The sequence below is a fragment of the Devosia limi DSM 17137 genome (assembly GCF_900128975.1).
GTDB lineage: Bacteria > Pseudomonadota > Alphaproteobacteria > Rhizobiales > Devosiaceae > Devosia > Devosia limi.
This window is the reverse complement of the sequence record NZ_FQVC01000016.1, coordinates 57,185-83,324: the sequence shown is the minus strand read 5'-3', so window position 1 is coordinate 83,324 and position 26,140 is coordinate 57,185. Positions and strand designations below refer to the sequence as shown.

General features: G+C 64.3%; 24 protein-coding genes. 14 read left to right on the top strand and 10 right to left on the bottom strand.

Features of this window, described 5'->3' with window-relative positions:
- Positions 1–327 precede the first annotated feature (327 nt).
- Positions 328–1,137: a siderophore-interacting protein gene (locus tag BUA69_RS18915; RefSeq protein WP_046134611.1), complete on the bottom strand. Its 810-nt coding sequence runs from the start codon at positions 1,135–1,137 to the stop codon at positions 328–330.
- Between the two features lie 165 nt (positions 1,138–1,302).
- On the opposite strand from BUA69_RS18915, the gene BUA69_RS18910 reads away from it, so the two are divergent.
- Positions 1,303–2,271, top strand: coding sequence for a zinc-binding dehydrogenase (locus BUA69_RS18910; protein ID WP_046134610.1), 969 nt, complete (start codon positions 1,303–1,305; stop codon positions 2,269–2,271).
- 155 nt (positions 2,272–2,426) lie between these two features.
- Here the strand turns inward: BUA69_RS18910 and BUA69_RS18905 are convergent, their stop codons facing one another.
- On the bottom strand, positions 2,427–3,743 hold the full coding sequence (locus BUA69_RS18905) for an NAD(P)H-dependent oxidoreductase (RefSeq protein ID WP_046134609.1): 1,317 nt from the start codon (positions 3,741–3,743) through the stop codon (positions 2,427–2,429).
- Between the two features lie 227 nt (positions 3,744–3,970).
- On the opposite strand from BUA69_RS18905, the gene BUA69_RS18900 reads away from it, so the two are divergent.
- The 4 genes from BUA69_RS18900 (at position 3,971) to BUA69_RS18885 (ending at position 7,597) form a co-directional block, all read left to right on the top strand.
- A complete protein-coding gene (locus tag BUA69_RS18900) occupies positions 3,971–4,261 on the top strand; it encodes an STAS domain-containing protein (protein ID WP_046134608.1) in 291 nt (96 codons plus the stop codon).
- Positions 4,258–4,623 carry a response regulator gene (locus tag BUA69_RS18895; RefSeq protein WP_046134607.1) on the top strand — a complete coding sequence of 122 codons (366 nt, stop codon included), beginning with the start codon at positions 4,258–4,260 and terminating at the stop codon, positions 4,621–4,623. Before BUA69_RS18900 ends, BUA69_RS18895 begins: the two co-directional genes overlap by 4 nt.
- Positions 4,624–4,652: 29 nt before the next feature.
- On the top strand, positions 4,653–6,974 hold the full coding sequence (locus BUA69_RS18890) for a chemotaxis protein CheA (protein WP_046134606.1): 2,322 nt from the start codon (positions 4,653–4,655) through the stop codon (positions 6,972–6,974).
- A gap of 149 nt (positions 6,975–7,123) precedes the next feature.
- Positions 7,124–7,597: a chemotaxis protein CheW gene (locus tag BUA69_RS18885; protein ID WP_244468719.1), complete on the top strand. Its 474-nt coding sequence runs from the start codon at positions 7,124–7,126 to the stop codon at positions 7,595–7,597.
- Positions 7,598–7,876: 279 nt separating this feature from the next.
- On the opposite strand, the gene rsgA is transcribed toward BUA69_RS18885, so the two are convergent.
- Entirely contained in the window at positions 7,877–8,911 is a 1,035-nt protein-coding gene (gene rsgA / locus BUA69_RS18880; RefSeq protein ID WP_046134638.1) for a ribosome small subunit-dependent GTPase A, read from the bottom strand.
- A 163-nt stretch (positions 8,912–9,074) separates the two neighbouring features.
- Positions 9,075–9,428, bottom strand: coding sequence for a hypothetical protein (locus tag BUA69_RS18875; protein WP_046134604.1), 354 nt, complete (start codon positions 9,426–9,428; stop codon positions 9,075–9,077).
- 164 nt (positions 9,429–9,592) lie between these two features.
- On the opposite strand from BUA69_RS18875, the gene BUA69_RS18870 reads away from it, so the two are divergent.
- Positions 9,593–10,183 carry a chemotaxis protein CheD gene (locus BUA69_RS18870; protein WP_052950443.1) on the top strand — a complete coding sequence of 197 codons (591 nt, stop codon included), beginning with the start codon at positions 9,593–9,595 and terminating at the stop codon, positions 10,181–10,183.
- Here the strand turns inward: BUA69_RS18870 and BUA69_RS18865 are convergent.
- Positions 10,180–10,869 (bottom strand): helix-turn-helix transcriptional regulator, encoded by a 690-nt coding sequence (locus BUA69_RS18865; RefSeq protein WP_046134603.1) that lies wholly within the window; start codon positions 10,867–10,869, stop codon positions 10,180–10,182. The genes BUA69_RS18870 and BUA69_RS18865 overlap by 4 nt on opposite strands.
- A 223-nt stretch (positions 10,870–11,092) precedes the next feature.
- Here BUA69_RS18865 and BUA69_RS21365 point away from each other — a divergent pair, with 223 nt between their 5' ends.
- The 4 genes from BUA69_RS21365 to BUA69_RS18845 all read left to right on the top strand — a co-directional run bounded on the left by BUA69_RS21365 (position 11,093) and on the right by BUA69_RS18845 (position 15,024).
- Complete coding sequence (locus BUA69_RS21365) at positions 11,093–11,365, top strand: VOC family protein (protein ID WP_244468717.1); 273 nt, start codon at positions 11,093–11,095, stop codon at positions 11,363–11,365.
- Positions 11,366–11,552: 187 nt separating this feature from the next.
- Complete coding sequence (locus tag BUA69_RS18855) at positions 11,553–13,070, top strand: methyl-accepting chemotaxis protein (protein WP_052950442.1); 1,518 nt, start codon at positions 11,553–11,555, stop codon at positions 13,068–13,070.
- Between the two features lie 65 nt (positions 13,071–13,135).
- A complete protein-coding gene (locus BUA69_RS18850) occupies positions 13,136–13,981 on the top strand; it encodes a CheR family methyltransferase (protein ID WP_046134602.1) in 846 nt (281 codons plus the stop codon).
- On the top strand, positions 13,978–15,024 hold the full coding sequence (locus tag BUA69_RS18845) for a protein-glutamate methylesterase/protein-glutamine glutaminase (RefSeq protein WP_046134601.1): 1,047 nt from the start codon (positions 13,978–13,980) through the stop codon (positions 15,022–15,024). The genes BUA69_RS18850 and BUA69_RS18845 overlap by 4 nt, the downstream gene beginning before the upstream one ends.
- Before the next feature lie 110 nt (positions 15,025–15,134).
- Here the strand turns inward: BUA69_RS18845 and BUA69_RS18840 are convergent, their stop codons facing one another.
- A complete protein-coding gene (locus tag BUA69_RS18840; RefSeq protein WP_244468716.1) occupies positions 15,135–15,365 on the bottom strand; it encodes a putative antibiotic biosynthesis monooxygenase in 231 nt (76 codons plus the stop codon).
- A 97-nt stretch (positions 15,366–15,462) separates the two neighbouring features.
- Between BUA69_RS18840 and BUA69_RS18835 the strand changes: the two genes are divergently transcribed.
- Positions 15,463–16,077 carry a TetR/AcrR family transcriptional regulator gene (locus BUA69_RS18835; RefSeq protein WP_046134599.1) on the top strand — a complete coding sequence of 205 codons (615 nt, stop codon included), beginning with the start codon at positions 15,463–15,465 and terminating at the stop codon, positions 16,075–16,077.
- A gap of 6 nt (positions 16,078–16,083) precedes the next feature.
- On the opposite strand, the gene BUA69_RS18830 is transcribed toward BUA69_RS18835, so the two are convergent.
- On the bottom strand, positions 16,084–17,013 hold the full coding sequence (locus BUA69_RS18830) for a peptidylprolyl isomerase (protein WP_072866636.1): 930 nt from the start codon (positions 17,011–17,013) through the stop codon (positions 16,084–16,086).
- Between the two features lie 425 nt (positions 17,014–17,438).
- Here BUA69_RS18830 and secA point away from each other — a divergent pair, with 425 nt between their 5' ends.
- Positions 17,439–20,159: a preprotein translocase subunit SecA gene (gene secA, locus BUA69_RS18820; protein WP_046134597.1), complete on the top strand. Its 2,721-nt coding sequence runs from the start codon at positions 17,439–17,441 to the stop codon at positions 20,157–20,159.
- Between the two features lie 258 nt (positions 20,160–20,417).
- Here the strand turns inward: secA and BUA69_RS18815 are convergent, their stop codons facing one another.
- From BUA69_RS18815 to BUA69_RS21110, 3 genes are all read right to left on the bottom strand, one after another.
- Positions 20,418–20,951 carry a hypothetical protein gene (locus BUA69_RS18815; protein WP_143154587.1) on the bottom strand — a complete coding sequence of 178 codons (534 nt, stop codon included), beginning with the start codon at positions 20,949–20,951 and terminating at the stop codon, positions 20,418–20,420.
- A gap of 52 nt (positions 20,952–21,003) precedes the next feature.
- The gene (locus BUA69_RS18810) at positions 21,004–21,696 is read right to left on the bottom strand and encodes a L,D-transpeptidase family protein (RefSeq protein WP_046134595.1); all 693 of its coding nucleotides are present in this window, start codon (positions 21,694–21,696) and stop codon (positions 21,004–21,006) included.
- A gap of 164 nt (positions 21,697–21,860) precedes the next feature.
- A complete protein-coding gene (locus BUA69_RS21110) occupies positions 21,861–22,901 on the bottom strand; it encodes a L,D-transpeptidase family protein (protein ID WP_072866635.1) in 1,041 nt (346 codons plus the stop codon).
- 332 nt (positions 22,902–23,233) lie between these two features.
- Between BUA69_RS21110 and BUA69_RS18800 the strand changes: the two genes are divergently transcribed.
- Positions 23,234–23,623, top strand: coding sequence for a response regulator (locus BUA69_RS18800; protein ID WP_046134594.1), 390 nt, complete (start codon positions 23,234–23,236; stop codon positions 23,621–23,623).
- 304 nt (positions 23,624–23,927) lie between these two features.
- Complete coding sequence (locus tag BUA69_RS18795) at positions 23,928–26,009, top strand: methyl-accepting chemotaxis protein (protein ID WP_052950441.1); 2,082 nt, start codon at positions 23,928–23,930, stop codon at positions 26,007–26,009.
- Positions 26,010–26,140: the final 131 nt, after the last annotated feature.

Here is a 26,140-nt window from a genome sequence, read left to right as displayed (position 1 = left end):
AAGGAAACTGGATCCCGGTTTTCACCGGGATGACGGCGTTGAGGGCCTGGTTTGGTGACCCCGCCCTCACAAGGGGGAGGGGCCGGCCGACGGATTGATGACGAATTTGCAGTCGTCTCCCTCCCCCTTGAGGGGCTTCCAAGCGGCCCGGAGGGACAAATCGCTCCAGTGGAGCGATTTGAGCGCGGAAGGCCATGAGAGCTATGCTCGAATGGCTGGTCAGGGTGGGGGGTCTGCGCGCTCCACACGCTCCGGCCTCGCGACAACCGCAGCACCCCCACCCTAACCCTCCCCCCATTGGGGGGAGGGGACGACGGCGGACGGAACCTAGTGGGGTTCGTGGGCGTCGGGGGTGCCGAGGAGCCAGTAGCCGGCGGCCTTGATGTATTGGGGGGTGAAGGCGCGGTCGTCGGTGAGGTGGGCGCGCACGGACTTGCTCATGCTGCTTTCGCCGGCAATGTAGGCATAGCCATCGCCGGGCGGGAAGGTGAGGTCGCGGATGGTGGCCAGGATCAGGTCGGTGGTGCCGGCGGGGCGGCCATTGCGATGCACATAGGTGAGGGAGAGGTCGGCTGCGGTGTCGAAGCGCTGTTCTTCGGCTGCATTGTCGACCTCGATGACGGCGACGACCCTAGCGCCGGCCGGGAGTTCCTCGATGCGGCGCGCCAGAGCGGGCAGGGCGGTTTCGTCGCCGGCCAGCAGGTACCAGTCAAAGGCGGGGGGAACGATGAGCGAGCCGCGGGGGCCGCCGATCAGCAGCTTCTGGCCGATGGCGGCTTGGGCCGCCCAGGACGAGGCGGGGCCATCGCCATGCAGCACGAAATCAATAGCCAACCTGTTGGCGGGCTTGTCGAAATAGCGCGGGGTATAGTCGCGCATTTCCGGGCGCTTGATGTGGTCGGGATATTCGGCGCCGTTGGGGCCGATGACCGGAATGAAGGGCTCGGTGCCGGGCTCGGGGAAGAAGGCCTTGATGTGATCGGCATGGCCGGGGGCGCTGAAGCCTTCGAGATCGCCGGTCAGGATGATGCGGCGCATCAGGGGAGTCACGTCGGTGACGTCGACCACATCGAGCAGGCGCATGCGGGTTTCATGGCGGAGGCGCTGCGGGGCGCGGGCATCGGTAAGGCTGGACATGCAATTATTCCTGAATTGAATTATCAGGTTTTATGGCATCGCCTGCCCGGGTTCAAGCCTGCGGGTGGGGCGATCATCCAACTGCGCTACATTGCTGCAGGTTGGTTGATCCGCGCCGAACCCGCCCTATCTATCGGGCAGTGAAAACAATGAACGGAAATACCGATGCGCAGCGTGGTCTATGAGAAATTCGGTTCGCCCGAGCAGGTGCTGACTGTTGTCGAGCGCGACAAGCCGGTGCCGGGCGCCGGGCAGGTGCTGGTGCGCATGGTGCTGTCGCCGATCCACAATCACGACCTGATGACGATTGCCGGCCAGTATGGCTTCAAGCCGGCGCTGCCGGCGGTGCCGGGGACCGAGGCGGTCGGCGTGGTCGATGCCCTGGGCGAGGGCGTCAGCCATCTCCAGATCGGCCAGCGCGTGGCGGGCGGCGGCGAAAAGACCTGGGCGGAGTATTATCTGGCCGATGCCAAGCGGCTGGTGCCGGTGCCCGAAGCGGTGAGCGACGAGACGGCGTGCCAGCTGGTGTCGATGCCGCTCAGCGCCAAGATGATCATTGAATCCATGGGCTTGAAGGCCGGTGACTGGATCGTGCAGAACACCGCCAATGGCGCCGTGGGCAAGCTGGTGGCGCGGTTTGCGGCCGAGAAGGGCATCAATGTCATCGGGCTGGTGCGGCGCGATGCAGCCGTAGCCGAACTCGAGGCGCTTGGTATTGCCAATGTGGTTTCGACCGAGAATGACGGCTGGCAGGAGCGGGTCAAGACGCTGACCGGCGGCGCGCCGATCATCAAGGCGATCGACTCGCTGGGTGGCGATGGCCCGACGCAATTGCTGGCCGTGGTGGCCGATGGCGCCGAACTGATCAGCTTTGGCGCGATGACGCAGCGGCCGCTGAAGATCTCGGCGGGCGACCTGCTGTTCCGCGGCATTACGGTCAAGGGGTTCTGGGGCGCCAAGCCGCCCGTGGCGCCGGAGCGCATTGGTGCGCTGCTGGGTGAGCTGGTGATGGCCGCGGCCAAGGGCGAGCTGGAATTGCCGGTGGAAGAGGTGTTCGGGCTGGACCTGGTGGTGGATGCGGTCAAGGCCAGCGGTGAGCCCGGCCGCAAGGGCAAGGTGGCGCTGCGCGGGTAGTTTTGCGCGGGTGATGAAGACGGCCCCCGGAGAGATCCGGGGGTCTTTTTTGTTTTCTGGGGGGCACCGGCTGCCAGCGTGGTGGGTTTTAGGGTGGTCTCTTGAGAGGTCGCAGCACGGATCCCGGCCTGCGCCGGGATGACATCGTGGTGGGATCAGACCAGGCCGAGCATCTTGTCCTGGAGCTGGCGCAGGGCGAAGAGGCGCGTGGTGGTATCGGGGGCGCTGTTGGCCGTGGTCAGCAATTCGCCCTTCTTGACCGGGGCGGTAACCACGCCGCCTTCGAGCAGGCCAACCGGGACCGCCCGGGCGGCGCGGCTGTCGGTGACGGTCATGGTATAGGAGCGGTAGCAGGTTTCCCCGATGGCGTCGTAGCGCTCGCCGACCGTGAGGTCACGCTTGGCGACGGCGCAGACTTCGGCGACCGGATTGGCCAGCGGCACCATGTCGGGCTTGCCATGCAGCATGATGCGGGCGCAGGTCAGCGGGACTTCCAGGCTGGTCAGGTGATAGGGGCGGAAGAAGCTGTAATAGGGGCCGTGGCCGATATGGAGGTCATCCATGCGCTCGATGATGCGGGGATGCTCAGCCTTGACGATGACGAAAACGCCGGGCGCGACGCCCTTGCCGACGGTGAAATCGACGACGCCCATCCGGTTGAGAATGCCGCCATCGGCCTTGGGGATCAGCACCTTGGCCATGTCATCGCGGTCGACCTTGGGGCCGTGCATGCCCGGCACGTCGGGGACGAGGCCGGTGGCATTGGCGATGGCGCACATTTCCACCATGGTCTTACTGCCATCGATGAACTCGACCAGCATGCGCGGGTTCATGTTGCGGCGCTCGGCTTCCTCCCGGTAATCGTCGGGAACGGCGTCATGCTTGAGCGGGTTGTTCTTGCCCTTGCCGGCGGCGACGATGGGCAGGCCGAGGGCGGAGACGAACTCGATCAGTTCCATGCAGGAGCTGGGTTCATCGCCGGCGCCGACGGAATAGACCACGCCGAGGCGGTCGGCCTGGGCCTTGAGATAGGGGCCGATAGTGACGTCGGCCTCCACATTCATCATCACCAGATGCTTGCCGTGTTCCATGGCGGTCAGGCAGTAATCGGCGGCAACGCCGGGCTTGCCGGTCGCATCGATGACCACGTCGATCGTGTCCGTGGTGACCAGCGTTTCGGCCGAGGTGATGGCGATCTTGCCGGCCTCGATGGCGGCTTTGGCCTGGGCCGGGCTATCGGCCTGCCGCCCATGGCTGTCATCGCCATAGGCAATGGTCATGGCGGCGAGCGCGGTGTGGGGGCGGCGGGTGGCGATGGCGGATATCTCGATGCCGGTCATCAGCGACATCTGGGTCACCAGATCGGTGCCCATTTCGCCCGAGCCAATGACGCCGACACGGATCGGCTTGCCGGTTTCGGCACGGGCGGCGAGGTCGCGGGCAAGCCCGGTCAGGGCAATCTGGGAGGTCATCGTGGCAACAGGTCCGAAAGGAAGGCTCCGATCCCCTAGCACCGGGCGGCCAGCAAGGGAACAGCGCAGCGCCGATTGGGCGGTTCGACCCGGTTTTGCCGGCTTGGCGAACCCTCGGTAAAATACCGGATTTCCACAGAATTACCGGCACTTGCGAGCTTAGCACTTCTTAAACCGTTACAGGGGAAACTGGGGCTCGGAGAATTCTCCCGGGGGCATCCATTCCTATGGTCAAAACGGCCACAAAAACCGTCGCATTGCCGGCGATTGTCGACCTCGATTCGCTGGACGGCATTCGAGACGGCCTGATCGATGCGGTCGAGACGGGCGCGGTCGTTATTGCGGCGGCCGGTGTCGAACGCGTGGCGACCAATGCGCTGTTCATGCTGATCAGCGCGGCGGAAACCGCCCGGAGAAACCAATTTGATTTGACGATTGACAAGCCGAGCGCCGCGATGACGGCAGCGATCGAGCGGCTGGGGCTGGGCGCCAGCTTTGAGGGGATGATCAGGGAATGACGTTGCGGGTGCTAACGGTCGACGACAGCAGAACCATTCTGGCGATGCTGCACCACACATTGTCCAATGCAGGGTTTGAAGTGCTGCAGGCCGAGGACGGCCAGCAGGGTCTGGATGTGCTCAAGACCGAGACTGTCGATGTGGTGATTACCGACATCAACATGCCGGTCATGGACGGCATCGAGTTCATCAAGCATGTGCGCGCCACCGGCCTGCATCAGAGCCTGCCGATCCTGATCCTGACCACCGAAACCAGCCAGGACAAGCGTGACCAGGGCAAGGCAGCGGGCGGCACGGGCTGGATCGTCAAACCGTTCGACCCGGAAAAGCTGATCAGCGTCATCCACCGCGTCGTTCACTAACCACAAGACCAAAGGCTGGCGGGCCGATTATGAGCGACCTCGACGATTTCAAGGCGACCTATTTCGATGAATGTTCCGAGCTCCTGACCGAGCTTGAAGAGCAATTCGTTGCCATCGAGGCGGGCGAGCGTGATGCCGACCGGCTGAACGCGGTGTTCCGCGCCATCCATTCGATCAAGGGCGGCGCCGGAGCTTTCGGCTTTTCGGCGCTGGTGGGGTTTGCCCACGCCTATGAGACGCTGCTCGACTATGTGCGCGATGGCCGGATCGAGCTGGCCGACGAAGTGGTGACGCTGTGCATTCGCGCCAACGACATCGTGGCCGACCATGTGGCGGCGGCGCGGACGGGCGATGCCCTGCCGGCCGATTACGGCATGGATGAAAAGGCGCGCTTCGACGCGCTGGCCCGCGGCGAGGCGCCCGCCGATGACGATGGCGAAGGCCCGGACGAATTCGACATCGAGTTCACCCCGGTCATGGTCAGCCTGGACAGCGATGTCGAGGAGGCCGAATACGACATTGCGTTCGATCTGGCCGAGCTGGACGACACGTTCGAGATCGTGCCGATGGCAATCGACCATGGGCAGTGGGAGGTGCGGTTCACCCCGCACCGGGCGCTGTATGCGCGGGCCAATGATCCGCTGCTGCTGTTCCGCGAACTGGGCGCCCTGGGCGAAATGAGCGTCAAGGCGGTGCTCAACCCGATCCCGCCGCTGTCCGATTTCGAGCCGTTCGACGTCTATTGCTCCTGGGAGATCAGCCTGGTTTCGCCGACGCTGACCGAGGCCATGATCCGGGAAGTGTTCGAATTCGTCGATGGCGATTGCGATATCGTCATTGTCCAGGCGGGCGCGGCCGTAGTGCCGGCGCCGGCACCGGCAGTGGAGGCAGCGCCTGTCGCTCCGGCCGCCCCGGAAGAGGCCGCGGTCAGCGATCTGCTGGCGCTGGCCGATGACGAGGTCGCCCATCTGCTCGATTTTACGCCCGAGCCCAAGCCGGCGCCGGTCAGCGCGCAGGACAGTTTTGAAGAGCCGCCAGGCCTGAGCTTTGCCGAGCTGGCAGAGAGCCTGAAGCCGGCGACGCCGGTGCAGCCGGCGGCCAAGGCCAAGCCGGTGGCGCTGGCCCCGGCGGCGGCCGAGAGCTCCGGTGAAGAGGGCGAGCGCCGGGCCGTGGGCGTGCAGTCGATCCGTGTCGATCTCGACAAGGTCGACCGCGTGGTCAACATGGTGGGCGAACTGGTGATCACCCAGTCGATGCTGACCCAGCAGATGGATGAGACGCTGCGGGCGCGCTATACCGAGCTGGTGCGCGGGCTCGAAGTGCTGGCGCAGACGACGCGTGGATTGCAGGACTCGGTGATGGCTATTCGCGCCCAGCCGGTCAAATCGGTGTTTTCGCGCATGCCGCGCCTGGTGCGCGAGCTGGGGCTCAAGACCGGCAAGAAGATCAAGCTCGAGACCATTGGCGAGAACACCGAAATCGACAAGACGGTGATCGAGCAGCTGAGCGATCCGCTGACCCACATGATCCGCAACTCGGCCGACCATGGCATCGAGAGCCCGGAAAACCGGCTGGCCATGGGCAAGCCCGAGACCGGCACGATCCGCCTCTCGGCCGAGCAGGCGGGCGGCAATATCCTGATCATCGTCGAGGACGATGGCGCGGGGATCAATCGCGAGCGGGTCTTGGGGCTGGCGCGCGAAAAGGGCATCGTGGCGCCCGATATCACGCCGACAGACGAGCAGATCGACCAGTTGATCTTTGCGCCGGGTTTTTCGACCGCCGAGGCGCTGAGCGACATTTCGGGCCGTGGCGTGGGCATGGACGTGGTGCTGTCCAACATCAAGAAGATCGGTGGCTCGGTGCATGTGCGCTCCTGGACCGGGCGGGGCTGCCGGATGACGCTGCGGCTGCCGCTGACGCTGGCGGTGCTCGATGTCATGCTGGTCAAGGTTGGCGTGTCGCCCTATGTGGTGCCGCTCTCCTCGATCGTGGAAACCATCCAGTGCAGCCGCGCGGCGTTCGAGCGGGTGCCATCGGGTGGGCAGGTGCTGCAGGTGCGGGGCGAATATGTGCAGGTGATCGACCTGGCGGAGCGCTTCGACATGGAGACCGAGACCGAAGCCGACAATCGCTTCGTGGTGCTGTGCGAGGCCGAAGGATCGGCCAAGGTGGCGCTGATCGTCGACGACATCATCGGTCAGCAGCAGGTGGTGATCAAGAGCCTGGAAGAGAACTTCGAGCGTGTCGAAGGCATTGCCGGCGGCACCATTCTGGGCGATGGCAATGTCGCTCTGATCGTCGACGTGCAGGGCCTCAAGACCACGATCGTGCACAAGAACGCGGCCTAGCCGCGGGGTCAACGCAGCCTGAGCGCTGCGTCGGAATAAACGCGGTCGGGAACGACTGCGGGAAACAAGAATGCGGCCAAATGGCCGTCGGTACAGCGTAGCCGCCCAGAAGGGTCGGCAGAAAGGCATAGAATATGGAAGCGCTTGGTTTGAGAGACGATCTCAATGACAAGTCGGCAGTCGCCGCCCAGAACTCCCTCCAGCTCATCGCCTTCTCCATTGGCGACCAGACTTATGGCGTGGAAATCACCACCGTGCGGGAAATCCGTGCGTGGAACGGCGCGACCCCGCTGCCCAATACCCGCGAATTCGTGCGTGGCGTGATCAATCTGCGCGGCACCATCGTGCCGATTTTCGACCTGCGCGCCCGCTTCGGCGATGGCCAGACCTCGCCCACCAAGAACCATGTCGTGGTGGTCATGAGCGTCGGCGACAAGTGGGTCGGCATCCTGGTCGATGCGGTCAGCGACATTCTCACCGTGTCGCGCGACGACATCCACAATGTGCCGGAAGGCAATTCGATCGATTCCGAACTGCTCAATGGCATCGTCACCCATGACAGCCGCATGGTCGGGCTGATCGACCTGCACGCCGTGGTCAGCGGCGCCAAGATGGACGCGTAAGATTTGCGTCATTTGCTGACGCTGGGATGGATCGCCGTGATCGATCCATCTGGCAAGTCAATGTGCCGCCCGCGGACTTGATCCGCGGGTCTCTCCCAATTCTGCGCAAGCGGCGAGCGACCCACGGGTCAAGTCCGTGGGCAGCGCGGTGGGGGAAGAGCGCTGTGAGAGGCTGACGAGAAGCCGATGAGACGCTGATAAGAGCAGGCGTGCCGCGCTCGTTCAGCCAAATCAAGACGATAGGGGGTGCCTCAAGGGGCGCCCTTTTTGTTTGGCCGGTCAGGATTTGCGGCGGCGGCCGGGCGGGGTGGCGCCACGCGTGCCCTTGGCGGGTGGGGTGCTGTCGCGATTTTCCTGGTGCAGTTTGCGCCAGCGGGCGAGGCGCTCGGGATCGAGCCTGCCGGCGGCGATGGCGGCCTGCACGGCGCAGCCGGGCTCGTGTTCATGGGTGCAGTCGCGGAATTTACACAGCGGGGTCAGCTCGGTGATCTCGGCAAACAGCGTATCGAGGCCTTCGGCGACGTCGCTGACCTGCAGCGTCCGCATGCCGGGGGTATCGATGACCCAACCGCCGCTGGCGATGGGGTGCAGCGAGCGCGCGGTCGTCGTGTGGCGGCCCTTGGCATCGCTTTCGCGGATGCCGCCGGTGACCTGGGGCTGGTCGATGGCAGAGCCGGCCAGGGTGTTGACCAGAGTGGATTTGCCGACGCCCGACGAGCCAATCACCGCCACGGTGCGGCCGGCACCGCACCAGGGGGCGAGCAGGGCTGCGGCTTCGGGGGCGCGGGGATTGATCAAGACGACGGGGAGATCGCGCTGCAATTGCAGGGCCTGCTGGCGGAAATCCTCGGGATTGTCGGCGGTGTCGGCCTTGGTGAGCAGGATCACGGGATCAATGCCGGCCTGGTTGGTCAGGGCCAGATAACGCTCGAGCCGGGCCGGATTGAAATCGGCATTGCAGGAGGTGACGATGAACAGCGTATCGATATTGGCGCCAGCCAATTGCGGGGTGCGGGCAGAGAGGACGCGGCGCTCCAGCACGGTGCGGCGCTGCAGGCGGTGCACCAGCAGATCGGTCTGCGGCTCGACCAAGACCCAGTCGCCGACGGCGTAGTCGCCGGTATTGGTGTGGTGGGGCAGGACCAGGTCGATGGGGCCGTCGACGCCGATGGCGCCGAGGCGGGCCCGGTGCACATTGGCGATGCGGGCCGGCAGCAGGTGGGCCTGGGCGGGCAGGATCTGGCTGGAGAAGAAGTCGTCCCAGCCCAGGGCGGCAAGCCGATCGGTCGGCAGCGGCGGCGTCACAGTCACGATTGTGCCCTTGGGGCGAGCGTCAGCAGCATGGGCACATCTCTGGCCGGTCAATTGCCTGCTTGTGAGCCGATCCGGCCTGCGCGTCCAGTGGCGTGCGCGGAGAAATCGTGGTGTGGGCCGCAATGGGCCGCAGCCAGCCCAGATTCAACAAGATCGTTGCGGTCTAGAACAGCTCGGCTTCGCCATGGACCTGATGGGCGGCAATGCCGGACAGGGCGGGCACGCGCAATTCGTCGAGGGTCAGGCTGGCCCAGATCTCGTCATAGACGCTGTCGGGGGCGTTGGAGGGCAAAAGGGCGAACTGGCGCGCGGCCAGCGCCATATTGTGGCAGCGCTGCTCGATGCGGTCCTGGCCCTGCAACGCGGTCACGATCATCTGCATGGCCCGCCCGACCGTGGGGTCCCGGCCCAGGCTGGCGCCGGCGAGCAGATCGAGCGCCTCGGTAATGCCTTCCAGCATCCCGGCCGTCTGGCGCGCCGTCTCGTCCAGCTCGCGCGCAAGTTTTTGAAGTGACATCGTCTTATCCTAGCCCCATTGCGCTCAGCCTAGCGCGGATTCCTAAAGCTCTTCTTGCCGAACCCATACGGTACGTAGCCGAGCTATGTCTTGGTTAGCATTTGGCTAACGAGTTTACCGCTAGGCTCCGAACAATTAGCGCGTGCTGAGGTTTGAGTACATTAATGGCAATGCAGAACTCTCTTCCACCCGAGTTCGATCGCGGGGTGGTGACCACTGTCCATCAGGGCGATTGCCAGGTGTCCGATGTCAAGGACCTGACCTATTCCACGGTGCTGGGCTCGTGCATCTCCGCTTGCGTCAGGGATCGCATCGCCAATGTGGGGGGGATGAACCACTTCCTGTTGGCAGAACAATCGGGCTCGTCGCGGGACCGCTATGGCGCTTCGGCGCGCTATGGCGCCTTTGCCATGGAGCAGCTGATCAACAAGGTGTTGTCGCGCGGCTCCGGCAAGAAGGCCAATCTGGAAATCAAGGTGTTTGGCGGCGGCAAGATCAATTCGGCACTCGATGATGTCGGCGCCAAGAATATCGAGTTCGTGCGCGATTTCCTGCTCGCCGAAGGCTATAGCGTCGCCAGCGAGGATCTGGGTGGCAATTTTGCCCGCCGGGTGCTGTTCAAGCCGGCTTCGGGCCGCGCCTTCGTCAAGCGGCTCGACAGCGAGGCCGGCGCCAATGTGGCGCGCGAGGAAATCGTCCTGGCCAAGCGCCGCGCCGTGGTGGTGCCGGCAAGCGACGATATCGAACTGTTCTAGGCCTCGGCCTGCCGCAATTCGGCGAGATAGGTGCGCAATAGCGCGGCGCGGCGGGGGCGGAAGCTGCTGCCGGCCGGCGCCAGAGTGGAAATCCGATCCAGCCGGAACATGCGGAAAGCCGTGCGCAGGCAACACCAGGCCAGCACGGTCAGGGCGCGGTCGCTATAGACGATGGCCAGCGGCATGATGGTCCGCTCGGTGACCTGGCCGGCCTTGTCGGCATAGCCGATCTGGATGCACTCTTCCTGCCAGCAGGCCTGGCGAATGGCCTCGACATGGGGTGTTGCGGCATAGCGGGCGTCAGGGCGGTAGACCTGAGAAATAGCGTGGAACAGGTGCTGTTCGCGGCCAGCGGGCAAGGTCGCGGCGATTTTGGCCAGGACCGAGGTGGCGGCGCTGGCCAGCGCCGGATCGCCCATATGCCGGACTTCGGCCAATCCCAGCACCAGGGCTTCGATCTCAATACGGTCGAAGGTTTGCGGGGGCAGCGCATAGTCCTCGATCAACCGATAGCCATAGCCGCGTTCGCCCTCAATATTGGCGCCGGCGGCGCGCAGGCTGTCGATGTCGCGATAGAGCGAGCGCTGCGAGACGCCCATCTCGGCGGCGAGGCGGGTGGCGGTGATTGGCGCAGGCATGACGCGCATGGCCTGCAGCAGGCGGAAAAGTCGGTCGGATCGGGCCATTCGCAACTGTCGGAAACTGTCGGTTAGGGGGCGGTATAGCGGTTCTTGCCAATGCATAAAAGGAGCCGGCCATGCCTATCAAAACTGTCACCCATCTGAATTTTCGCGGCGATGCCCGGGACGCGCTGGCGTTTTACCAGTCCGTTTTCGGCGGCGAGCAGATGCTGATTTCCTATGCCGATGCCGGGGCTGTGCAGAATGCGGCCGAAGCCGAGCAGGTCATGTGGGGCAGGTCGCCGCCGCCAATGGCTTTTGCGTCATGGCCTATGACGTGCCGTCGCACCTGCCCTGGAACCCTGGCGAGATCGCCTTCTTCGTTTCAGTGCGGGGCGATGATGCCGATGAAATCCTGCAATACTGGACCAAGCTCGCCGTCGGCGCGACCGTCATTGCCCCCTTGGCGCCATCGGGCTGGGCGCCGCTCTACGGCATGGTGCGCGACAAGTTCGGGGTAACCTGGGTGCTGGATGTGGCGCCCGCCGCCGTCGCGGCGTGACGGGTGATGCACGGGCATGGAAAATGTGCATCCATGCCCGCGCATCGCGGTCGCAAGTCTTAATCGAGGATCAATTGAGGTTAGTGAAGTCTTAGCGATCGGTTACACTTTATAGGTTTGATTAACCATTGCAGGGTTAGGGTCCGGCCATGTTGGACCCAATGCTGATTTGCGGACTGCCGCTGCCATGCACCTCATGCGCCTTGCCCTGATCGCGGCCGGAATATGGCTGGTGGCCCTCGCGCTGGTGGGTGGATTGCTGCTGGCAATGGGACCGGGCCCGGCCTGGCTGGTCGCCACCGGCGTGCTGGTCGCGCTGGCCGTGGCTGGAACGCTGATGGCCGGTATGCGGTTCGAGCAGGCGCAGCGGCGGCTGCTGGGCGAGGTGGCGCGGGCCGCCGGGCTGACGGATCGGGCCAATGAACCATTTACCATTGCGGGGATCGTGCAACGCCTGGGCGCGCGGCTGGAACGGGCCCATCATTTCAAGGCCGGTATCGCTGCCAGCAGCCAGGCCGTGCTGGTGGTCGGCGACAAGGGCGAGATCCTGTCGGCCAGCAATGGCATGACGGCGCTGGTGGCCGCTGCGGCCGAGGGCGCGACGCTGGATGCGCTGTTCGGGCGCGGCTATCTGGATAGCGGCGGTGGCGCGGCCGAGGAGAGCATGGTGATGCTGGCGGGAGTGCGCTACCAGGTGCTGCGCCGGCCGATCACGGCGCAATGCTATCTGCTCGAGCTGGTGCCAGCCGGCCATTATATCGAGGACGACGACCTGGACGCGTTTGCCAGCGCCATGCTGGGGGGGCAGACCAGTTTCCGGTTCGAGGCCGACGTGGCCGCGATCAATCCGGCGCTGGCAGCGCTGAATTCGGGCATGGAGGCCATCGACCGGGGCGTGGTGGCGATCGATCGGCTGCTGGGCGGCGAGGCGATTGCAGTGCCCAAATCCAATGGCGGCCTGAACCGGCAGGCGCATGGACTGTCCGAATTGCTGCAGGCCTATCATGCCGAGTTCGAGCATGAAGCGGGTCAGCGGCAGGCCCTGGAGCGCAAGCTCAGGGCCATTGCCGCGTTGGTCGAAGCCTTCCAGGCGCAGGCGGCGCGGCTGGAAAGCCTGACCCAAGGCAGCGATGGCGACGCCGAGATGGCCGCAACGCGGCTGGTGGCCGGAGGCAAGGCGGCGCGGGTGGTGCGCGCTATCGGGCAGGGGGCGCAGACCCTGGCCGGGGAAGCCGACCTGGCGGCGCGACGGACATCGGCGGTGGTCGGGGATATCGACAGGATGACCGGCGATATCGACAAGCTGGTGGCAGCGATCGAGGACGTCTCCTTCCGCACCAATCTGCTGGCGCTGAACGCGGCGGTGGAAGCGGCGCGGGCCGGGGAAAAGGGCGCCGGCTTTGCCGTGGTTGCCGACGAAGTGCGCATGCTGGCGCAATTGACCAATCGCAGCGCCAAGGACATCCGCGCCGTGGTCAGCCGCGGCCGTGCGCAGACCGAGACCGGGATCGGCGAAGCCGTGTCGCTGCAAAAAATGATTGGTGAATTGGAGGGGCATTTACGCAATCTAAGTAATGAAGCCGACACTATCGTTTCGACACTGGACGAGGGTGGGGAAGCGCTCAAGCGTCTCACCGGACGGATGGCGGCGGTCAGCGATGCGGCGGTACAACCCGTGCATTCGACGGTCCGCGCCATCGGCTGATTTCCCCCAACCGCGAACGGAAGAGGCGCCAGAAGGCGTCTCCAGACGCAATTGGGGTACGTCTTATGGAACAGGGGGAAATCTCCCTTAGCGAACGCGAGTTCTCGAGGATCAAGAACCGCGTATACGCCGTGGCCGGCATATCGCTCAGCGATGCCAAGCGCACATTGGTGATCTCACGTCTGTCCAAGATCGTGCGGGCGCTCGGCCTGGCGGGTTTTGACGCCTATGTGGATTATCTGGAGCGCGGGGCTTCGGCCGAGGATGCGCAGGCCTTCGTCAATGCGCTGACCACCAATCTGACGCGGTTCTACCGCGAAGATCACCATTTCGAGCATTTGCGAAGCTTTGTCAGCAGCCTGATCGCCGACAAGCCGCGCGGGCAACGGTTGCGGATCTGGTCGGCTGGCTGCTCGACCGGGCAGGAGCCCTATACGATCGGCATGGACCTGCTGGCGGCGTTTCCCGAACTCAAGCGCTGGGACTTCAAGATCCTGGGCACCGATATCGATACGGCGGTGCTCGGCAAGGCGGCGCGCGGGATCTATCCCGAAAGCGAAATGGCGGGGCTGTCGCCGGAACGGGCGCGTTACCTCAAAAAGCTGGGCGATGGCACGATCCAGGTGCCCGATGCGGTGCGGGAACTGGTCTCGTTCAAGCCGCTCAACCTGATCCAGGCCTGGCCGATGAAGGGGCCGTTCGACGCGATCTTCTGCCGCAACGTGGCGATCTATTTCGACAAGCCGACACAGGGTGAAATGTTCGGGCGCTTCAGCAAATTGCTGGCGCCGGAAGCCTTTCTCTATATCGGGCATTCGGAAAACCTGGGCACGGGCGGCGAAGGGTTCCGCCTGGTCGGCAAGACCATCTACCAGTCGCGCCAGAAACTGAGCAAACGAGAAGCAGCATGAGCATCAAGGTCCTGGTCGTCGATGATTCGGCCCTCATCCGCGAAGTACTGGTGCGCATGTTGACGCGCGATAGCGATATTGTCGTGGTCGGCACCGCCGTCGATCCCATCGATGCGCGCGAAAAGATCAAGCAGCTGAACCCCGACGTGGTGACGCTTGATATCGAAATGCCCAATATGAACGGACTGGCCTTTCTTGAAAAACTGATGCGGCTGCGGCCCACGCCGGTGGTGATGGTGTCGACGCTGACCAGGAAAGGGGCCAATGAAACCCTCTTGGCGCTCGAACTGGGCGCGGTGGATTTCGTCGCCAAGCCCAGTGTCGACCTGACGGGGGGGCTGGAGGCCTTTGGCGCCGGGCTGCGCGACAAGATCCGGGCTGCGGCGCGCTCGGATGTGCGGGGCAATTCGGCGCGGGCCGATGCGCCCAAGGTGGCGGTGCGGACCGCGGCGGCGCCGGAGGGGGCGGTGATCGCCATTGGCGCCTCGACCGGGGGGGTCGAAGCGATCAGGGCGGTGCTGACGCAGATGCCGGTGGATTGCCCGCCGGTGGTGATTGCCCAGCACATGCCGGCCGGGTTCACCAACCGGTTTGCGGCGCGGCTGGACGAGCTGTGTGCCCTGACGGTGGTGGAGGCGGAAGACCGCATGCCGCTGCGGCCCGGGCATGCCTATGTGGCACGCGGCGATTATCATTTGCGGGTCGAGCGCAGCTCGGGCCAGCTCAAATGCCGGTTGACCCATGACGAGCTGGAAAGCGGCCACCGCCCGAGCGCGGACGTGCTGTTCGAGAGCGTTGCCAAGACGGTGGGTCCGATGGCGGTGGGCGCGATCCTGACCGGCATGGGGCGTGACGGGGCCCGCGGGCTCAAACTGATGCGCGATGCCGGGGCCTATACGGTGGGGCAGAGCCAGAGTTCGGCGCTGGTCTATGGCATGCCGCGCGTCGCCTTCGAGGAAGGCGCGGTGGTGGAGCAGGCGCCGGTCGAAGCGATTGCCGCCCGGCTGGCCAATGCGCTGGGAAAGCTGAAAAGCGCCGCCTAGCGGGCGGCGCCGCCCGGCTCCTGGCTGGGATTGCGAGAGAGTTGCAGGTCACGGTCGCTTGGCGGCCGTGACCTTTTTTGTGCGCATTGCCGTAGCAGCATGGCCCCGCCTTACGGGCGGGCCTTGCCGGCGATGAACCAGCCGAAATGGCGGTGAAGGGCGGGGATCAGGCCGAAGACCATGGTGGCCACCATCAGGGGGACCAGCACGACAGTGCGCTGCCACATCTGCCAGCCATCGGTCAGCGGCATCAGGATGTAGAGATAGGCAGTGATGATGGGATAGACGCCCAGCATCATCAGAAGGGCAAGGCGGATCTGGGGACTGGCGAAGCGGTTCATTGCGATCTCCATATGAAACGGTACGTTTCGTTATGTATAGGAACGACGCGTTTCGTTCAAGCCTTCTCTTTGAGCGCAATTTGACCGATAAGACGGCATGACCCAGCACGAGCCAGACGACAGCGACGAGCGGCGGCGGTCCATCGGATCGCGGCGCAATCCGCAAACCCAGCAAGCCATTCTGGAGGCGGCGGAAGCGCTGCTGATCGAGGGCGGGGTCGCCGGGTTTTCCATCGAAGCGGTGGCGCGGCGGGCGCGGGCGGGCAAGCCGACCATCTATCGCTGGTGGCCCAACAAGACAGCGCTGCTGCTGGAGGTCTATCACCGCCAGAAAGTGGCGCCGGTGCACAATGACACCGGCAAGATCGAGACCGATGTGGCGCTGTTCCTGACCCATCTGATGGCCCATTGGGGCAATACCGGCGCCGGGCAGGTATTCCGCTTTATCGTCGCCGAGGCGCAGCGCGACGCTGTCGCGGCCGAAGCGCTGCGGCGCTATGGCGCCGAAAGGCGGGCGCAGACGGGAAAGATTTTCACAAGGGGCATCGAGCGGGGCGAATTGCGCGGGGATGTCGATGCGGAACTGGCGGCGGAAATTCTGTCCGGCTTTGCCTGGCAGCGGCTGCTGACCGGGCGGCTGCAGATTTCGGCCGAAGAGGCGAGCCAGGTGGCGCGCCAGATGGTCCGGGGGCTGCTGGCCCCCGGACGCTGAGCAGGATTACTGCGCCGCAGGTTCGTCAGCCGGTTCGGTCTGGGCCTTGACGGCAGCGGCCAGCGCGGCATCGGGGATGTCGATGGTGACGCCTTCCATCAGCTTGGCGACGGCGTCGTCAAAGGTGCTCATCAGCAATTGCTGCTGCAGCTGGGCGCCAACCTGCTCAATGGTCGGCGGCGCGCTCTGGCGTTTCTCTTCGAGCTTGATGATGTGGTAGCCGAACTGGGACTGTACCGGCTCGGAGATCTCACCGATCTCGGTCATGGCGAAGGCGGCGTCCTCGAAGGGCGCAACCATCATGCCCTTGCCGAAGAAGCCGAGATCGCCGCCGCTGGCAGCGCCGGGATCGATCGACTTTTCCTTGGCGAGGGCGGCGAAATCGGCACCGCCATCGAGCTCGGCCTTGATCGCGTCGGCCTCTTCCTTGGTCTCGACCAGGATATGGCTGGCGCGAATCTCGTCGGCCGGCTGGAACGCGGCGACGAATTCGTCATACTTGGCGCGCACGGCTTCCTCGGTGATCGACGCGGCGATGGCCTCGGCGAAATAGGCGCGGCGCAAGGCGCGTTCTTCGAGATATTGCAGGCGCTGCTTGAACAGCGGGGTGGCGTCCATGCCGGCTTCCTTGGCGGCGCCCGACATCACTTTCATGTCAATCAGCACGCGCAGCAGGAAAGCGCGGCGTTCCTCGGGGGCCATCTGGCTGAGCTCCTGGCTCAGATCCTCGGCCGCGAAGGCCAGATCGGCCTCGGTGATCGCCTCGCCACCAACGGTCGCCACGACGGTTTCCGGGGTCACCGCGGGCGCTTCAGCGGCCGGCGCGGCGGCCGGCGCCGCATCCTGGGCCAGGGCCGGGCCAGCAACAGCATAGCTGGCCAGGGACAGGGCCAGAATGCTCAGGGCACCCGTCAGACGTTTGGTGGTATGGAACATTAACGCATTCTCCTTGGCCTGCACATCTTGGGCGCTGCGGCTCGTTGGTAATCGGCAGTCGGCGCGTGGGCGCTGGTGGGCGTGCCCCTCCCACAGTAACGGGGCGAAAATATGCCAGACGGGGCGCCGGACAGTAAAACGCCACGAAAAACCTTGCAGGAACTGGGTTTTCCGGGGGGCAGGCCAGATGTCGCTGATTTTGGCGACGTTGACAAGACAAGGCCTCGCTCTTACATCTCCAACGCTTTTCAAGAGTATGATCGGGAAAGCGGACCGCTGGTTCCGTCACAAGATCATGCGACAACACAAGGGAGCCGAAAACGGCTTCGACATCGCGCTGATGAGGCAAGACCGGGCCCGCACTTCTGCCCGCTGACCGCTGACGGCCCCCCTCTCTTGCCGATGACAATATAAGGACCTGACACATGGCTCTTGCTGCGCTCGCCCGGCGGATCTTCGGTTCTCCGTCCGATCGGCACGTGAAGCGTTTCCAGGGAAAGGTTGCCGCGATCAATGCGCTGGAACCGGAACTGGAAAAGCTCTCCGATGAGGCGCTGCGCGCCCGCACCGCCGAGTTCAAGGCGCAACTCGCCAACGGCACCAAGCTGGACGATCTGATCGTGCCGGCCTTCGCCACCGTGCGCGAGGCGTCCAAGCGCGTGCTCGGCATGCGGCACTTCGACGTGCAGCTGGTCGGTGGCATGGTGCTCAACGAACGCGCCATTGCCGAGATGCGTACCGGTGAAGGCAAGACCCTGGTGGCAACGCTGGCGGTCTATCTCAATGCGCTGACCGGCGACGGCGTACATGTGGTGACCGTCAACGACTACCTGGCCAAGCGCGACGCCGCCTGGATGGGCCAGATCTACAATTTTCTCGGCCTCACCTATGGCATCATCGTCCATGGCCTGAGCGATACCGAGCGCAAGGCCGCTTATGGCGCCGATATCACCTATGGCACCAATAACGAATTCGGCTTCGACTATCTGCGCGACAACATGAAGTATACGCGCGCCCAGATGGCGCAGCGCGGCCATGCCTATGCGATCGTCGACGAAGTCGACTCGATCCTGATCGACGAGGCGCGGACGCCGCTGATCATTTCGGGCCCGTCCGAAGACCGCTCCGACCTCTACGTCAAGATCGACGCGCTGATGCCGATCATCGGCGAAGGCGATTTCGAGCTCGACGAAAAGCAGCGCGCCGCCACCTTTACCGATGAGGGCATCGAAAAGCTGGAAGCGCGGCTGAGCGAGGAAGGCCTGCTCAAGACCGGTTCGCTCTATGACGTGGAGAATGTCGCGCTGGTGCACCACGCCAATTCGGCGCTGCGGGCCCACAAGCTGTTCCGCCGCGACAAGGACTATATCGTCCGCAATGACGAAGTGGTCATCATCGACGAGTTCTCCGGCCGCATGATGCCGGGCCGCCGCTATTCGGAAGGCCTGCACCAGGCGCTGGAGGCCAAGGAACACGTCAAGATCCAGCCGGAAAACCAGACCCTGGCCTCGATCACCTTCCAGAACTATTTCCGCCTCTACAAGAAGCTGGCCGGCATGACCGGTACGGCAGCGACGGAAGCGGAAGAATTCGCCGATATCTATGGCCTGGATGTCGTCACCGTGCCGACCAACCTGCCGGTGCAGCGTATCGACGACGAAGACGCCATCTATCGCACGGCGGCCGAAAAGTTCGACGCCATCGCCGACATCATCAAGGATTGCCAGGAGCGCGGCCAGCCGGTGCTGGTGGGCACGACCTCGATTGAAAAATCGGAAATGCTGGCCGAGCTGCTGCGCAAGAAGAATGTCGGCGAGATGAACGTGCTCAATGCCCGTCACCACGAGCAGGAAGCCGGGATCGTCGCCGATGCCGGCCTGCCGGGCGCCATCACCATCGCCACCAACATGGCTGGCCGGGGTACCGACATCCAGCTGGGCGGCAACCTCGAAATGCGCATCGAGCGCGAGACCGTCGGTCTGGAGGGCGCCGAGCGCGACGCCAAGATCGTCGAGATCAAGCGCACCATCGCCGAGGCCAAGGCCAAGTCGATCGCTGCCGGCGGGCTGATGGTCATCGGTACCGAGCGCCATGAAAGCCGCCGTATCGACAACCAGCTGCGTGGTCGTTCCGGGCGTCAGGGCGATCCGGGCCATTCGGCCTTCTTCCTGAGCCTTCAGGACGACCTGATGCGCATCTTCCCGGTCGATTCGATGGATTCGATGCTGGGCAAGCTCGGCCTCGAACAGGGCGAGTCGATCACCCATCCCTGGGTCACCAAGGCGATCGAGCGCGCCCAGGGGAAGGTCGAAAGCCGCAATTTCGACATCCGCAAGAATATCCTGAAATATGATGACGTGATGAATGATCAGCGCAAGGTGATCTTCGAGCAGCGCATCGAATTGATGGATGCCGAGGATGTCAGCGACACCGTCAAGGACATGCGCCATGACGTGGTCGAGGCGATCATCGCCAAGTCGATCCCGCCACGCTCCTATCCCGAGCAGTGGAATGCCGAGCAGCTGCAGGCCGCCGCCAAGACCTATCTCAACATCGATATCCCGATCCAGGACTGGGTTGCCGAAGAGGGCATCGATCCCGAGACCGTCTCCGAGCGCATCCTGACCATGGCGGATGAAGCGGCAGCCGCCAAGGCAGCCAAATATTCGCCCCCGATCATGCGCCAGGTGGAAAAGTCGATCCTGCTGCAATCGATCGACGGGCTGTGGCGCGAGCATCTGGTGACGCTGGATCACCTCAGCAAGGTGGTCGGCTGGCGCGGTATCGCCCAGCGCGATCCGCTGAACGAATACAAGCAGGAAGCCTATGAGCTGTTCCAGACCCTGCTGACCAGCCTGCGCGAACTGGTGACGACCCAGCTCAGCCATATCGAGCTGCAGATCCGCCAGGAGCCGCCACCGCCGCCGGTGCCGGACCTGAGTGGCCTGCAGGAAATCCATATCGATCCGCTGACCGGCGAGAACGATGCGGACGAGGGCGATACCAGTGCCGATTCGCTGGGTGCGGTGGGCGGCGATCCGTCGCTGAAGCCAATCGACCCCAAGCTGCTGATCGGGGTGTCGCGCAATGCCCCATGCCCGTGCGGCTCGGGCAAGAAATTCAAGCATTGCCACGGCGCTTTCTAGGCGCTGGGAGAGTTCAGAGATTGAAGAAGCCCGGACCCAGGTCCGGGCTTTTTTTGTTTTTGGGGCTTTTGAATCGCAAGCGGCGCGGAGGTGGCAGTCGGTTTCCCTCCCCCTGAGGGGAAGGTCAGGGTGGGGGTGCTGCGATATTCACGCGCTCGGTGTTCGTTCGGCCCTCAGCACCCCCGCCCCCGGCCCCTCCACTCAAGGGGGAGGGGGGAAGGCAGCGCGGTGGGCAGGGTAGCCGCCACCTGACAAAGATCAGCAGCTGACGCGGAGTTCGGCGTAGCCGTCCATACCGTCGGCGCTGGAGGAGACGACGGCGAGGGTGCAGGCGGTGCCCTTCAGGCCGGCATTGCCGCCATTGGCGATGGTGGTGCCGTCCTGGAACACCACATAGCCGGGATTGACGCTGGTGACGGCGATGATGCCGGTCGTGCCGCAGATGGGATATTCATCGCCCGAGGCGACGAGGAAGCGGGTGCCGGCAGGCATGCAGTCGCTGGTCGGGCCGGCACTGGTTGCGCCGGTGCCGATGGCCGGCAGAGCGGCGGCAGGCTGGTTGCGCCAGCTGTCTTCGAGGATGGCGAGGCGGTTGGAGAGGTCGAGCAGGCGCTGATCGAGCGAGGGCGCTGGGGCGCCCCCGCCAGGCTGCTGGCGGCCGAACAGTTCAAGGCTCAGCCGAATCTGGGCGATGTCGGTGGACATGCGCACAATATCGCGCTGGGTGGCGACATAGACCCAGGTGCTGGCGGCGATGGCACCGATTGCCGCCAGGCCAACGGCGAAGCTCAAAAGGCGGGGCGCCAGGGTGGTCCTGGAGGCCGGCGCGGTTTCAGGCGAGGGGTCATGCGCGCCAGGCGCCGATTTCGACACAGGCTTCACCGTCGACGTCTCTTCCAAAGCGATAGTCTCCGTTACAGGTGCCCAGTCTTGGCGGCACGCGGCTTTGTTCGAACAGGTCGTAGCCCTGCTTCAGATTGGCCCAGAACCCGGCCCAGTTGTGGTCCGCCATCGCCGCCAGGGCATCGTCGCCGAGCACGAATGGAAAGGCGTGGACATCGACCGCAGTCTGGCCGGCGCGGAGCGCCGCTTCCACAATAGCGTAAATCTCGTCAATCTGCGCGTCCCCCATGGCGTAGCAGCCGACCGAGCTGCAGCCGCCATGCACCATGAGCGCCGAGCCGGTGCGCCCCAGCGCCCGATCATGGGCATTGGGAAAACCCAGATTGAAGGCCAGATGATGGCGGGACCGGGGATTGAGTTGGCCGAGACCGACCCGGTAGAAACCCTCGGGCGCCTGAAGGTCGCCTTCGGCCAGTTTGGGGCCGAGCGTGCCGGAATATTTGCAGATCGCGTAATCGCGGAAGCGCACGAAGAGCGCATCGCCCCCCCGCATCCACACCTCCAGCCGCTGTTCGCGCTTGAAGATGCGCACCAGCGTGGCGTTGCCAAGCGCCAGGCCGGCGGCCTGCAGGTCGACGCGCAGGGCCGTGCGATCAAACTGGCGGATTGGCGGCGTCGGCGTGGGGAGGGTCATATCGCCAGGTGGTCCATGGGGCGCAGGGGCGCCGGCAGTGCGATGGCCCGAACTGCCAGCCGATGTGGCCGATCCCGAAGGGCTGGCGACAGGTCTTTACCGGCGCGCCGCTGCTGCGGGTGCGCGGCATGGTGGTATGCGCCGCGATCACGCCGAAAAGAGGGCTAGGGGCGGTTGGTTGCCGGCACGGGGGCTGGATTGCCGGCTGCGGGGGCGGCAGGATCGGGCGTCGCTGGCTGGCCACCGCCAAAGATGCTGCCGAAAAAGCCGCTGACAGCGCCATTGATGGCCTCGCCTCGCGCCTTGGCGGCGGCATCAGCTGCGGCCTGGCGTTCGGCCGCGGCCTTGAGACGGGCATCCTTCTGGGCGAGGGTCTCGACCTCGGCGGAGAAGGCGGCCTCCTCGGCGGCCTGCAGGGCGACGACGCTGGCATCGCGGGTCACGCCAGGGCAGGCGCCCATGGCGTCGAGCGGGCCGCTGGTTGCCGCATTGAAAATGTAGCGCCGCTCACAGACGTCCCAGGCCGGCGCCGCCTTGGCCACATTGAACAGATCGTGGCCTTCCTTGATGTTCTTCCAGAACGGCAGATGCGGGCTCGCTGCCTGCTTGGCGAGATTGGCGGCGGTCATGCGGAAGGGGAAGATCTGCAGCTGGAAACTGGAATTGCCACCCTTGAAGGTCTCGCGGGCCAGCGCATAGATTTCGGCAATGCCTTCATCGGTCATGGCGTAGCAGCCGCGCGACGAGCAATCGCCATGCACCATCAGGTCGGAGCCGGTGCGGCCCCAGGAGCGGTCGAACTTGTTGGGAAAGCCGGTATTGAAGGCCAGATAGTAATTGGACTTCGGGTTCATCAGGCCGGGGGTGATCGTATAGAAGCCCTCGGGGCTCTGCCGGTCGCCTTCCTTGAATTTGGGGCCGAGGTCACCGGAATAGGCGCAAATCTCATAGGTCTTGAACAGGCGCATCTCGCCCGAGGCGGTTTTCTTCCAGACCTCGAGGACACTTTCCTGCTTGAAGATGCGGATGACCATGGGCGCGCCCGGGGACGAGCCCATATTGCGCAGGCCCGCCTGCGTCGCGCCGGACAGGGGTTGATTGTGACGGTTGTCGCCTTTGACAAAGCCACCGCAGGCGGCGAGGGCCAATGCGATCCAGACGAGCACGATGACCGAGCAAATCTTGCGAATGAGGGAGAAATTCAAGGTATTGCAGCCCGAGTGGTGAGGAGTTGTTTACCCTTACGCGGCCTTGGTTACTGCAAGGTGATAGGCCGTGGTTAACGAACTCTTAGCATGGCCGCAAATACCTGCAATAGCGCCCGGATTAAGGAAAACGTGCCCCCCGATCAGGACGCTGAAACGGGGCAGGACAATGCGGCGCGGGGCCTGGTGCGGCCTTGGCACGGGTCGGCCGTGGATGCTAACGGGCACGCCACAATGCCAATGGCGGGGTTGATAGATTTGTAACCCTTGTTGCCTAGGGTGAGGCCAAGTACGGGACCCAAGGCCCGGGCGCGTAAAGGTGAAACTGAACCATGCCTAAAGCAAGCGCAGTCAGCGTTTTGATCGTCGATGACCAGCAGTCCATGCGTGGCATCTGCAAATATATCCTGACCCAACTCGGCTTCAAGGACATCATCGAGGCCAAGAGCGGCCGCGATGCGCTGGGCAAGCTGGAAAAATCCCATGTCGATCTGATCATCTCCGACTGGAACATGGAAGATATCGACGGGCTGACCCTGCTCAAGGTGATCCGCAAGCATCCGCGGACCCAGGCGCTGCCATTCATCATGGCGACCGGTCGTTCCGACAAGGAGCAGGTCAAGGAAGCCATCTCGTTTGGCGTCAACAACTACATCATCAAGCCCTTTGACGCTTCGACCATGAAGAAGCGTATCGAGGCGGTGATCGGCGCGCTGTCCTAGGCGATCCATCAGACTGGACTGACGAAAGCCGCCCCGATGGGCGGCTTTTTGTCGTGCGGTCGTTGCAGGGTGCCACGGCCTCGGCCCGCGCCGGCCGATGGCGTGCCGTTCTGCCGGAACGGGGCATTTGTCGGATTTTGTGTAAATGAACGCGCTTGAGAGGCTTTCCTGGCTCAGTAATTTCACGAATAGAGGCAATAACTGAAAATGAACCTTCGCTAAGTTGTTGTAATGCTTAATTAAACTGCGCGCTCATATTCTCCCCGCCATTGCTTTGGATCTTAGCGCCACGGGGGAGGCTGCCATGCCCAAATTCATCTCTGCATTCTTTGGGAATCTGAGCCTGAGGCTGCTCATATCGGCGCTGGTGATCGTCGCCATCGTGGTGTCGATCACCGCGGTGGCCAGCGGGATCTACGTCAATCTGAGCGCCAGCGTGGTCGAACAGGGCCGCGAACGACAGGCGGCGAACCTGCGGACCGCAGCGACGATCTTTGCCAGCACCACCAATTCGGCGGGTGGCACCGTGGCCAACTGGAACGAGGATGGCGCGCTGGGCAAGGTCACGCTGTGGGCGCTGCTGCCATTCTTTGACACCGTACTGGTCGATGGCATTTCGCGGGTGACCGGGGCGGAGACCGGCATCTACATTACCGACAAGGACAGCAAGGACCTCGTGGTCAATACCTCGACCTTCAGCAATGAGGGGAGTTCGGCGGCCAAGGGGGCGGTGCTCGATCCGGCGGGGCCGATCGCCACGGCGTTGGCCGCCGGCGCGTCCTATTTCGGCGAAGAGGTGATCGACGGACAACGCTATTTCACCGCCTATCATCCGGTGAACCGGGAAGACGGGGCGCTGGCCGGGGCGCTGTTCGTGGGCGAGCCGGTTTCGGCCACTGAGGGCACGCTGGTCGGCATGATGACGCTGATGCTGATCGTGGCATCGGTGGTGACCATGGTGCTGGGGATTGCGGGTTATCTGCTGTCGCTGGCCATCACCCGGCCGATCCCCCGGCTGGCGGGCGCGATGCAGTCGATCGCGGCCGGGGATTTCGAGACCGAAGTGCCCTATACCGGGCGCGGCAACGAGGTCGGTGCCATGGCGCGGGCGGTGGAAGTGTTCCGCGACAATGGCCAGAAGGTCGCCGAGATGACCGAGGCGGAAGCCGCGCGAATCATTGCCGACCAGGCCAATCGGCAGCAGATGATGCGCCAATTGCAGTCAGCCTTTGGCGAAGTGGTGGACGCGGCGGTGGCCGGCGATTTCACCCGCCGGGTGAATGTGGAATTTCCCGATGCCGAGCTGAACGGGCTGGCCGCCAGCATCAATAACCTGGTGTCGAGCTTCCATCGCGGCGTGACCGATATCGGCACGGTGCTGGGCGCACTGGCCGATGCCGACCTGACGCAGGGCATGGCGGGCGAGTATGAGGGGGCGTTTGCCAGACTCAAGGCCGATACCAGCGCGGTGACCGACAAGCTGGCGGCAGTGGTGGGGCAACTCAAGGACACATCGGGGGCGCTCAAGACCGCCACCGGGGAAATCCTGTCGGGCGCCAATGACCTGAGTGAGCGCACCACCAAGCAGGCCGCGACCATTGAGGAAACCTCGGCGGCGATGGAGCAGCTGGCGTCCACCGTGCTGGCGAATGCCGAGCGGGCCAACGGGGCCAGCGCGGTGGCGGCGACGGTGACGCAGACTGCCGAAGAAGGCGGGGTGGTGATGCATCAGGCGACCGAAGCAATGGAGCGGATTACCGTTTCCTCGGGCAAGATCTCCAACATTATCGGATTGATCGACGATATCGCCTTCCAGACCAACCTGCTGGCGCTGAACGCTTCGGTGGAAGCGGCACGGGCCGGGGATGCGGGCAAGGGCTTTGCGGTGGTGGCGGTGGAAGTGCGCCGGCTGGCGCAGTCGGCCGCGCGTGCCTCCTCGGACGTCAAGGTGCTGATCGAGCAGTCGGCCGGCGAGGTCAGGGGTGGCACGCGGCTGGTGGCCGATGCGGCGGCCAAGCTCGAGGCCATGCTGAGCGCGGCGCGCTCGTCGAACGAATTGATGAGCGGGATTGCCCGGGACAGCCGCGAACAGGCCTCGGCCATCGATGAGGTGAACACCGCAGTCCGCACCATGGACGAGATGACCCAGCATAATGCGGCGCTGGTCGAGGAGATCAATGCCGCCATCGAGCAGACCGAGGCGCAGGCGAACGAGCTGGACCGGATCGTCGATGTGTTCAAGCTCGAGGAGGCGCCGGCAGGGCTGCGCCGGCCCGTCGCTGCCCCGCCGGCGCCGGCCGGGTTCTCCGCCAAGCTCAAGACCGTGGCGCAAGGTTATCTCAGTCAGGGCAATGCAGCGATTGACAAGGACTGGAGCGCGTTCTGATCGCGGCGCAGTGCGACAGCATCCAGCAAAGGGCGCCCGATGGCGCCCTTTGTGCATTCCGAATAGGGGGAGGCTCGGCCGGCTGAGGACAACAATCGGTTAAGGCCTATACGGTAGTTTCACCGATAATA